At 50.9% G+C, this 10,449-nt stretch carries 8 protein-coding genes and 1 pseudogene; 5 read left to right on the top strand and 4 right to left on the bottom strand.

Annotated features, from left to right (window positions below; all coding sequences use genetic code 11):
- Positions 1-48: 48 nt before the first annotated feature.
- The 3 genes and pseudogenes from EDM54_RS13555 to EDM54_RS13540 form a co-directional block, all read right to left on the bottom strand.
- Positions 49-1,275: pseudogene (locus tag EDM54_RS13555) on the bottom strand (Ger(x)C family spore germination protein).
- Between the two features lie 5 nt (positions 1,276-1,280).
- Positions 1,281-2,405: a GerAB/ArcD/ProY family transporter gene (locus EDM54_RS13545; protein WP_052259697.1), complete on the bottom strand. Its 1,125-nt coding sequence runs from the start codon at positions 2,403-2,405 to the stop codon at positions 1,281-1,283.
- Between the two features lie 16 nt (positions 2,406-2,421).
- A complete protein-coding gene (locus EDM54_RS13540) occupies positions 2,422-3,936 on the bottom strand; it encodes a spore germination protein (protein ID WP_003385726.1) in 1,515 nt (504 codons plus the stop codon).
- Between the two features lie 249 nt (positions 3,937-4,185).
- Here EDM54_RS13540 and EDM54_RS13535 point away from each other — a divergent pair, with 249 nt between their 5' ends.
- Entirely contained in the window at positions 4,186-4,377 is a 192-nt protein-coding gene (locus tag EDM54_RS13535) for a hypothetical protein (protein ID WP_003385725.1), read from the top strand.
- Between the two features lie 18 nt (positions 4,378-4,395).
- Here EDM54_RS13535 and EDM54_RS13530 read toward each other — a convergent pair whose 3' ends face one another.
- Entirely contained in the window at positions 4,396-5,130 is a 735-nt protein-coding gene (locus EDM54_RS13530; protein WP_003385724.1) for an alpha/beta hydrolase, read from the bottom strand.
- 246 nt (positions 5,131-5,376) lie between these two features.
- Here EDM54_RS13530 and pdhA point away from each other — a divergent pair, with 246 nt between their 5' ends.
- The 4 genes from pdhA to lpdA all read left to right on the top strand — a co-directional run bounded on the left by pdhA (position 5,377) and on the right by lpdA (position 10,345).
- The gene (gene pdhA / locus EDM54_RS13525) at positions 5,377-6,462 is read left to right on the top strand and encodes a pyruvate dehydrogenase (acetyl-transferring) E1 component subunit alpha (protein ID WP_003385723.1); all 1,086 of its coding nucleotides are present in this window, start codon (positions 5,377-5,379) and stop codon (positions 6,460-6,462) included.
- Between the two features lie 3 nt (positions 6,463-6,465).
- Entirely contained in the window at positions 6,466-7,446 is a 981-nt protein-coding gene (locus tag EDM54_RS13520; protein WP_003385721.1) for an alpha-ketoacid dehydrogenase subunit beta, read from the top strand.
- Positions 7,447-7,552: 106 nt separating this feature from the next.
- The gene (locus EDM54_RS13515; RefSeq protein WP_003385720.1) at positions 7,553-8,929 is read left to right on the top strand and encodes a dihydrolipoamide acetyltransferase family protein; all 1,377 of its coding nucleotides are present in this window, start codon (positions 7,553-7,555) and stop codon (positions 8,927-8,929) included.
- Between the two features lie 6 nt (positions 8,930-8,935).
- Complete coding sequence (lpdA, locus tag EDM54_RS13510) at positions 8,936-10,345, top strand: dihydrolipoyl dehydrogenase (protein WP_003385718.1); 1,410 nt, start codon at positions 8,936-8,938, stop codon at positions 10,343-10,345.
- Positions 10,346-10,449 lie beyond the last annotated feature (104 nt).

The following is a 10,449-nucleotide window of genomic DNA, read 5'->3' as shown; positions in this document are numbered from 1 at the left end:
ACAAAAATCTTGACAGACCCCTGGTGCACGTTCTCTTTGAAAAAGGGATCATTTTTTCTTGCCTTTCAAGGCAAACTCCTCTGTTTTTACCGTTACGTCGAGAGATACTGGTATTCGACTAAACACCTCGTCCCAATTTTCCTTTCGCTTCTTCCACTCCTTCGGATAATGGATGTGCAGTTGTTTTCCAAAGCCGGCTACATCTACGCGAAAGTCCTTTTGTGTTTTTTTCAAGGTATTGTTGACTATCTGTTCAATCCTTGTTTTTACTGCAGCATTTACTCTATCGAGGTAGTCTTTTTCAAAAGCGTTTTCGTTTAGAGCCCAGTCTTCTCCCAATCGCCCTTCCACTTTGATGTCTACTCTGAAAGACAATTGTCCATTTTTTACGATCGGAATGATCTTGCTGCGGATTTTTCCGATTTCATATGAAAAAGGATCTCTACTCCCTTTGATGACTGCTTCAATAATGCCGCCTTTATGGCCCTCTTCTGATTTTCCCGTACCCTGGACCAAATTGAGTCCGGCTGTTTCCTCTTCGCCGATCCACCCTAGCATTTTTCCGGTTTTTCCGCTTATGACGGCTGCGCCAGCCAGCTTCATTTCTTTTTGGTGCAGAACCACCCTTGGTACGCAAAAGCTGCTGTCGGCAGATAATTGTTCCGAGACTGTCCCAATGGATATAGGCTGGGCGATATGAATGGATTTAGAAAGGTTATCGATTAGGCTTAACAGCTCGAAGGAGGGCAAGTCTTCATTTTTGGTTTTTGCTTCAAGAATCTCTCTCCCGTTTCCCTCCGCTATGGTCAGATGAACGGTACGACGCATCTCGGTATCTCGCAAATTCATGTTTAGCAATTGGGCCAGATTAATTTTACGAGATACCTAATCACCCAAAATAATTATTTTCAAGTGCATGAAAAAGGGCGGACGACCTATGCGAGTAGCTGTTTCTCTCGCAACCTGGAAAGCCGTATCCCCTGAACTTGTAATGTTAATGTAAGGCTTTTGGTTGGAAGGGTTTCCCCTTGAGGTTCCCCCAATAATTTTGGGGTTTACGATCTGATAAGTAACGGAGATAGGCATTATCGTTTTATGCTTGTGAACGATTTGTTTTTCTTCCTCGGAGGTCCGCTTCTTCTGTATAGCCTGGTCAACGGACATCCCGATGGCGATCCCCAGGTCCTCGATCTCCCGACGATCCCAGCAACCGCTGGAAACGATGGCGCTGCACAGGAGGAGCGTAACTAAGATTGGCAGAGATCTGGCTTTCATCATGCTCATGGTCTCGACCCCTCATTAACCGGTTGATCGTGTTTCGGCCGGTTTCTGGCTATCGCGATCAGAAGCAAAAAAAGCGGGATGAGGGTCGAGACAAGGACAGAGAAAAAGCCAATGCTCTTGCCGAGTTCCAATGCCCCGTTGAGATCTTTTGGCAATAGCGCGATTCCGTATATCACGGGGAGAAGCAAACACATGACGAGCTTGATATTCCAGCCGATGAGAAGGTGAATTCCTAAAGAAGCTAAATACAAATTAATAAAAAACGTTGTAAACATATTTAGCAGCCAGATGGTGATAAAAAAGATTTCAAAGTGTTCAAAGAAAGCTCCTGGAAATTCGATCTGCTTTACGAATTCCATCGTGGGCCAAGTCAAGGTAATCACTTCGTTAAGCGTCAAGGAGCCGATTACCATGATGACGATGGTCATATAGATGAGTGTGACGAGTGCAAAGCCGAGCAGTATAGGGAGCGTTGATTTTTGGGCATTGCGCGTATAGGCCACAAGAAACAGGATCACGTCAAAACCTGAGAAGGCCTGGGCGGTAGGGAGGATGCCCGGGAGTAAGGCTGACGGTCCGTTTTCAAGGAACGGACGTATATTGTCAAACTCAAAGTTTTTCCAATTGAGAAAGAGAATCGTAAACACGATCAACAGGGTGATGGGGAGATAAAACTCATTGATCCGAATGATCGCATTCAAACCGCCTGACACCAAATAAAAGCCAACCAGTATAAAGGCCAGCATGGTTACCTCCAGAGGGGTTTCGTCCAATAGGAAGTGACGGACAACCTCCGCCTGCACCCGCGCTTCAAAGGCCCCAAATGTCGTAAAGTTGCAGATGTACAAAACACTGATCAGAGTCCCCAGTACTTTTCCTACGATGCGCACGTTGTAAATATAAAAAGTCTCACCCGGAAAGCAGTTGCTTAGATGCAGGCAAATCATTGCCGCGACCGCAGTAATGATTCCCCCAAGGATAACGTCGATCCAGACATCCGGCGTTCCCACCTCTTCAGCGATGACGCGGGGGAGGGTAAGGATGGCTACCCCGATGATGGTAGAAACAGTTGTAATCGTCAGCTGGAATGGTGAAAAAGGAGAAATCCGAAGGGAACTCACGAAAGCCCACTCTCCTTTACTTTGATTGATCGGAACGGTTTCGGTCGAGCGGCTTGAACATCGCTGGCCGGAATTTTAACAGCGTCTGCAAGGGCAAGCGAAGGAACAGGTCCTTCCACGTGTATACACGATTGGGGACATATGGAGCCGCATAATTGATGCCAAAGCTTTTGAGTCTTACCACATGAGAGGTGATCAAGACAAATACGAGAATGATCCCGTATAGACCGAAAATAGAGGCGGCCAGCATCATCCCGAAACGAAGCAGACGTATCGCGATGGCAGCAGGGTATTGTGGAAACGCAAAGGACGAAATGGCCGTCAACGCAACGACAATCACCATGATCGGGCTGACGATACCCGCTTCGACAGCGGATTGTCCGATGACAAGGCCCCCTACTATTCCCACTGCTTGACCGACAGGCTTTGGCAAGCGCAAACCAGCCTCCCGCAAGAGCTCAATGGTTATTTCCATAAACATCGCTTCTACAATGGTGGGAAACGGAACTCCCTCTCGCGTACCCGCAATAGAGATGGCCAATTTCGTCGGGATGAGTCCTTGATGGTAGGAGACGAGCGCTACGTATAACGCAGGCAAGAAAAGCGCAAAGAATAGCGCCAATGTCCTGAGCATGCGGATGAGTGAAGCGGGAATCCAGCGGTCGTAGTAATCCTCCGGCGATTGCATCAGCATGGGGAACGTTACGGGGACGATCAGTGAAAAAGGCGTACCATCGATCAGAATCGCAACCCGGCCTTCCAAAAGCGCGCCCTCCACGCGATCCGGCCGTTCCGTATTTTGAACCTGCGGAAAGGGAGAATAGGGGTTGTCCTGAATGTAGTTCTCAACATACCCGGATTCAATCGGATCGTCGATGTCGATTTTTTGCAGTCTCCGTCTTACCTCATTCACCAGATCCGGATTCGTTACCCCGCGCAGATAGCAGATGATGACCTCTTTTCGTGCCCGCCTGCCTAAAAATAAAGATTCAAAGGTCAGATGGGGATCCTTCAACCGCCGGCGGAGAATCGCTGTATTTTCATTCACCTCTTCTACAAAACCGATCCGCGGACCACGTACGAGGGCTTCGCTGGCAGGCTCCTCTTGCTGCCGGGACTTGTCCTTAGCCGTTCCAAATATGACGGCGCCGGGATACTCGTCGAAGAGAACGCAAGTATTTCCGGCCAATATCTCCGAGACACATTGATCAGATTTGTATACCACTGAAATATCCCCGAATGTGCTCGCATGCTGTGCAAAATGTTTCAGGTTTTGCGGATAGTCTGGGGGACTGGCCTCCACCTCTGTGAGAAAGCGCCGGGAGATCACCCCGAATACTTGACTGTACAAAAATTGCTGGTCAACCATCCCTTTTGCATAGATGGCGACAGCCTTGCGTTCTGTCTCGCCCAAGGACATTTCTCTATAAACGATATCGGAGCTGTTTCCGAGCAGCGTCAAGATATGCTCCAGATTGTCGCTGAGAGAGGGGACAAGCTCCGGGGAGTGGGACTTTGCATACGGCTTCATCTGGGTGAATCCTTTCCAGGTGAATTCTTAGCTCCGAATGACAAGCTCGGATTTGCGAGTTTGGGTAGAGTTTGCCCCAAAATGTGCCATCTCACTCAAGCGAAAGAAGCTCCGCGGCATAGTAGGGGCCTCGCGAATCGACACCAGTCAGCCGGGCAACAAGGCGCTCACCTGATGAGAGCAGGGGAGTAAATCGACCTTTGCAAAGGAATACTACGAGTATCCAACAAAAGGGAAAGAGGGATTCAAATGATTTCCGCGAAACAGCGTCAGCAGGTCCAAAATCAGATGCAGCGGGACGAAAGCAAAGTTGTCAACATTGTCCTGAGCGATGAACGGCAAGTAGCGGGAGAAATCGAAAAAGCCACCCACCAGGGATTGTTCCTGACGGATGGCAGTTACTACAGCTACGCCGATATTCGGGAGATCAACGGACTATAGACGGTTGCAGGCGGACAACTACAGATCGGAGGCCGGAAAAAAGTGTCGCAAGCCATCCGGCAATTCTTTTTGCCACAGGCCCCAGACATGGTTTCCCGGCTTCTCCCGGTAGGAAAGCGAAGCGCCCTTTTTTTCAAAAATGTCTTTTGTTTTGCGGTTCCATTCCACAAAGTCAAAGGTTCCCATGTGTGTTTCGACAGTTGTTTCATCCAGTCCAACCACCATCCAGACATTCAGCCAAGAAAGGTCGTCTGCAGCGGACAGTTGGTCCAAAGTAGGCTGGAAATACGCCCCCGACAGGGAGAGCAGATTCGGAAAGAGAGCGGGTTCGTCCAAAGCGATGTGCAAGGAGACGGTTCCGCCAAGCGAATCGCCCGCCAGCACGCGCGCTTCCGGATTTTTCCGTACCGGATAACGCTCTTCGATGTAGGGGATCAATTCTTCTATAAAGAAACGCTTGTACCCCTCGTGCCGCGATCCGATAGGGGAATATTCGCTTGTCCGTTTGCTTCTCTCCACGGAGACGCCGACAACGAGAAAGGGCGGCACTCCTTCGTCGAGGATCAGTTGATTGGCAATCGTGGCAATCCGACCCATGGTAAAAAAATCATTCCCATCCTGGCAGTAGACGACGGGATAGGAGAGCAGCTCGTTGTATCCGGGGGGGAGATATACCTTTACGGAGCGGGGCGAATCCAAATAGACGCTGGGAATTTCTTCTTTGACAATCGTTCTTTTTACATAGTCTGACATGGGATTTCATCTCAACTCCTAAACGAAATTCCAAACTAATCCTTGAAAAAAACTGATACAGATTTTATAGTAAATGATAACAGGAAGGAAATAAACCCTGTAATATCAATACTATAACACATTGAACAGTTATTTTATCTGAGGTATAACAGGGTTGTGCGAAAGTGGTTGTAAGCACTTTCAACACGGCGACTTTCTGCGCAATTAACCTTTCCCGCTTTATAATCCAGTGACGAGGTGAATGTGATGAGCGTGACTACTGCTGTTGAACAAACGGGTAACAACACTCCGCTGCAAATTCTTGCTCCGGACGGTACCGTTGTTCGTCCTGATCTCATGCCCAAGCTTTCTGATGATGAATTGCGCGATCTGATGCGCAAAATGGTCTTTACCCGTGTGTGGGACCAACGTGCAATCAGCTTGAACCGCCAAGGCCGTCTTGGTTTCTATGCGCCGGTTGCCGGCCAGGAAGCCGCAATGATCGGTTCCGAGGCTGCCCTTTCCAAAGAAGACTTCATCCTGCCAAGCTACCGCGATATTCCGCAAATGGTATGGCACGGTTTTCCAATGCACAAAGCTTTCCTCTACTCCCGTGGTCACATTGAGGGCGGACGCATTCCAGAAGACGTCAACGTTCTGATGCCGCAAATCATCATCGCTGCTCAATGTACACAGGCTGCAGGTATTGCGATGGGCTACAAGCTCCGCGGTGAAAAACGCGTAGCGATCAACTACTTTGGTGACGGCGCAACGTCCCAGGGTGATTTCTACGAAGGGATGAACTTTGCCGGCGTTTACAAGCTGCCAGTCATTTTCTTCTCGCAAAACAACGGATACGCTATCTCCGTGCCGTTTGAAAAGCAAACAGCTGCTGAAAACGTTGCTGTAAAAGCAAAAGCTGCCGGTATCGCCAGCGCGCGCGTAGACGGTATGGACATTCTTGCTGTGTACCATGCTGTGAGCGAAGCGAAGCAACGCGGTATTGACGGCGAGGGAGCGACTCTGATCGAGGCGCTTACTTATCGCTATGGTCCGCACACAATGGCTGGTGACGACCCGACTCGCTACCGTACTGGCGAAGAGCAAAGCGAATGGGAACAAAAAGACCCGCTGATTCGCTTCCGCAAGTTCCTGGAAAACAAAGGGCTGTGGAGCGAAAAAGACGAGGAAGCGGTTATCGAAGAAGCAAAACAAGCGGTTGCTGACGCGATCAAGAAAGCGGACGAAGCGCCGAAAATGAAAGTTAGCGACCTCATCGACGTTATGTTCGAAACACTGCCGCCTGAACTGGAAGAGCAAAAGGCGGAATATCTGGCAAAGGAGTCGAAATAACCCATGGCACAAATGACAATGGTTCAAGCCATTACGGACGCAATGCGCGTTGAATTGAAACGCGACGAAACCGTTCTCGTCTTCGGTGAAGACGTGGGTAAAAACGGCGGGGTATTCCGTGCAACAGAAGGTTTGCAAGCCGAGTTCGGCGAGCAGCGCGTATTTGACACGCCGCTTGCCGAGTCCGGAATTGGCGGCCTGGCTGTGGGCCTCTCCGTCAACGGATTCCGTCCGGTTGCCGAAATCCAATTTTTCGGCTTCGTATTCGAGACATTTGACGCGATCGCCTCTCAGGCGGCACGTATGCGTTTCCGTTCCGGCGGACGCTACAACAGCCCGATCACATTCCGCTCTCCTTTTGGCGGCGGGGTAAAAACGCCTGAGCTGCACGCTGACTCGCTGGAAGGCTTGATCATGCAAACGCCTGGGGTGAAAGTGGTCATCCCATCCAATCCGTACGATGCAAAAGGCTTGCTGATCTCTGCCATCCGCGACAACGATCCGGTTGTATTTTTGGAGCACATGAAACTGTACCGCTCTTTCCGTCAGGAAGTACCGGAAGGCGAGTACACCATTCCACTCGGCAAAGCAAACGTAGTGAAAGAGGGCAGCGATGTTACCATCATCACCTACGGCGCTATGGTTCATACCAGTCTGAAAGCGGCTGAAGAGCTGGAAAAAGCTCGCGGCGCGAAAGTGGAAGTGATCGACCTGCGCACAGTAAACCCGATCGACATCGACACGATTGTCGCGTCCGTGAAGAAAACCAACCGCGCCATCGTGGTGCAGGAAGCGCAAAAAACATCCGGCGTAGCTGCCGAAATCATCGCTCAAATCAACGAACGCGCCATTCTGCACCTGGAAGCGCCAGTGCTTCGCGTTACTGCACCGGATACGATCTTCCCGTTCGCACAAGCAGAAGACATCTGGCTGCCAGATGTGAAACGCGTCGTAGACGGTTTGACCCAAGTACTCGATTTTTAATCACATACCCGGCGGAAAGAGATTGCTTTCCGCCTTCTTTAGGCAACTCTTTTTCCATAATGGATAGTTATGCTTGTACAAACAACCTCATTGAGGAGGAGATAGCGTGAGTCGTTTTACTTTTAGACTCCCGGAGCTTGGCGAGGGCATCCATGAGGGCGAAATCGTCAAATGGCATGTCAAGCCGGGGGATACCGTTGAAGAAGACCAAGTTATCATGGAAGTGCAAAATGACAAGGCTGTAGTGGAAGTTCCATCTCCTGTAAAAGGAAAGGTACTGGAACTGAAAGTTACGGAAGGCACTGTCTGCGTAGTCGGCGATCCGCTGATCGAATTTGACGTGGAGGGCGAAATCCCGAATCTCCCTGACCATGGTCATGGAGACAGTCAAGCAGCAGCACCGGCTGTCGAAGAGAAAATGGAACCGGGCTGCGATATTGGCTCCCAGGTAAGCGCAAACGCAAACCAAGCAATGGATACTCCGCTCGCACAACCTGCAGCGACAGCAACCGCGGCACCAATCGATCGCAAACACGTACTGGCTACGCCGTCTGTACGCAAATACGCTCGTGAAAAAGGCGTTGCGCTGGCAAATGTGCCAGGCACAGGCAAACTCGGCCGCATTACGCGTGAAGATATCGACCGCTTCCTGACTGGCGGAGCAGCAGTTGCTCCTGCAGCAGCTGAAGCGGCAGCACCAGTGGCTTCTGATGCTCCGGAAGCAACTGGCGTACAGCAAGCAGCGGCAGCTCCGACTGTCCACTACGCGGCACAAGCTGGCGAAATCGAAGAACGGGTGCCTCTCAAAGGCATTCGCAGAGCGGTTGCCAAAGCAATGGTTAAATCTGCTTACACCGCTCCGCACGTCACCATCTTTGATGAAGTGGACGTGACAGAGCTGGTCGCTATGCGCAAAGACGCGAAGCCGCTGGCTGAACAGCGCGGCGTAAAGCTGACCTATTTGCCATTCATCGTCAAGGCTGTTGTCGCAGGACTGAAAAAGTTCCCGGAACTGAACGCTTCCATCGACGACGAAAAACAAGAAATTGTTTACAAAAAATACTATAACATCGGTATCGCTACCTCTACGGACCAAGGCTTGGTTGTGCCGGTAGTGAAGGCTGCCGAGCGCAAATCGATCTTTGAAATCGCTGGCGAAATCAGCGAGCTGGCTGCAAAGGCACGCGACCGCAAAGCGTCCGCTGACGAGCTGAAAGGCTCTACCTTCAGCATCACAAACATCGGTTCCGCAGGCGGCATGTTCTTTACTCCGATCATCAACTATCCGGAAGCTGCGATCCTCGGCGTAGGCCGCATCAGTGAAAAACCGGTTGTGAAAAACGGTGAAATCGTGGTTGGCCAAGTGCTGTCGCTCTCGCTCAGCATTGACCACAGACTCATCGACGGCGAACCTGCTCAGCGATTCGTCAACTACGTGAAGCAGCTCTTGGAAAACCCAACACTGCTCGTCATGGAGGGATAACAAGCGATGGTAGTAGGAGAATTTACAACAGAGGTAGACGTTCTCGTCATCGGTGCCGGTCCCGGCGGTTATGTGGCAGCCATTCGCGCTGCCCAGCTGGGCAAAACCGTGGCTGTCGTAGAGAAAGCCGAGCTCGGTGGCGTATGTCTGAACGTCGGCTGCATCCCGTCCAAGGCCATGATCCATGCAGCTCATACGTATGAGCATGCTCAACATACAGATGCCATGGGCATTACCATGGAAAACGTAAAGGTAGACTTTGCCAAAGTTCAGGAGTGGAAAAAAGGCATCGTCAACCAGCTGACTGGTGGCGTCGGCAAACTGTTTAAAGGCAACAAAATCCAGGTAATCCCCGGCGAAGCTCTGTTTGTGAGCGAGAACGAAGTCCGGGTATTCCATGGCTACGATGTAAACCGCTACCGTTTCAACCACTGCATCATCGCGACCGGCTCCCGTCCGATCGAGTTGCCGGCTTTCCCGTACGGCAAGCGTGTGCTGTCTTCGACGGAAGCACTTGCACTGACGGAAATTCCAAAGAGCATGGTCGTAATCGGCGGTGGCTACATCGGCGTGGAGCTGGGTACCGTGTTTGCCAAATTCGGCACGAAGGTAACCATCCTGGAAGGTTCTGATCAAATCCTTCCGGGCTTCGAAGCGGAAATGACCCGCCTCGTTGACCGCAAGCTGAAAAAGCTGGGCGTGGAGATTCATACAAAAGCGCTGGCACAAGGAATGGAAGAGAAGGAAGACGGCGTTGTCGTTACGGCTGAGGTAAAAGGCGAACAAAAGCAAGTCGAAGCTGAATATATCCTCGTGACAGTTGGCCGTCGTCCGAACACCGACGAGCTCGGCGTACGCGATATCGGCATGAAACTGACTGACCGCGGTTATATTGTCGTAGACAAGCAAGGTCAAACCAGCATCCCGAATGTCTACGCGATCGGGGACATCGTTGAAGGACCAGCCCTGGCCCACAAGGCTTCTTATGAAGGAAAAGTGGCTGCCGAAGCAATTGCTGGACACCCGGCAGAGGTCGACTACAAAGCAATCCCGGCTGTCGTATTCAGCGACCCTGAGATCGCAAGCGTAGGGATCAGCGAGCGTGAAGCGAAGGAAAAAGGCATCGAGTACGTATCTGGACGCTTCCCGTTTGCTGCCAATGGCCGCGCGCTTTCGGTCAATGCGGGTGAAGGCTTCGTCAAGCTGATCGCCGACAAGGAGACCAACCTGGTACTCGGGGCGCAAATCGTCGGACCAGAGGCTTCCAACATCATTGCGGAGATCGGTCTTGCGATTGAAATGGGTGCGACGCTCGAAGATATCGAGCTGACCATTCACGCGCATCCAACTTTGGGTGAAGTGACGATGGAAGCAGCGGAGCTGGCTTTGGGTCGCCCCATTCATGTGATGAAGTAAATTCGTTTATGGAAACCCTGCATCCTGAAATGATGCGGGGTTTTTTTCAGCATTTCCCCTTTCCACCGTTTATCAAATAATGTAAAATAGTGGGAGAACGAGTC

The organism is Brevibacillus borstelensis, assembly GCF_003710865.1.
Lineage (GTDB): Bacteria > Bacillota > Bacilli > Brevibacillales > Brevibacillaceae > Brevibacillus > Brevibacillus borstelensis.
The sequence above is the reverse complement of the archived record's forward strand: the minus strand, read 5'-3'. Positions and strand labels throughout refer to the sequence as shown.

Excerpts from the sequence above, each read along its gene's own strand:
- EDM54_RS13540 (WP_003385726.1), bottom strand. The coding sequence starts at position 3,936 with ATGAAGCCGTATGCAAAGTCCCACTCCCCGGAGCTTGTCCCCTCTCTC.
- EDM54_RS13535 (WP_003385725.1), top strand. The coding sequence starts at position 4,186 with ATGATTTCCGCGAAACAGCGTCAGCAGGTCCAAAATCAGATGCAGCGG.
- EDM54_RS13530 (WP_003385724.1), bottom strand. The coding sequence starts at position 5,130 with ATGTCAGACTATGTAAAAAGAACGATTGTCAAAGAAGAAATTCCCAGC.
- pdhA (WP_003385723.1), top strand. The coding sequence starts at position 5,377 with ATGAGCGTGACTACTGCTGTTGAACAAACGGGTAACAACACTCCGCTG.
- EDM54_RS13520 (WP_003385721.1), top strand. The coding sequence starts at position 6,466 with ATGGCACAAATGACAATGGTTCAAGCCATTACGGACGCAATGCGCGTT.
- lpdA (WP_003385718.1), top strand. The coding sequence starts at position 8,936 with ATGGTAGTAGGAGAATTTACAACAGAGGTAGACGTTCTCGTCATCGGT.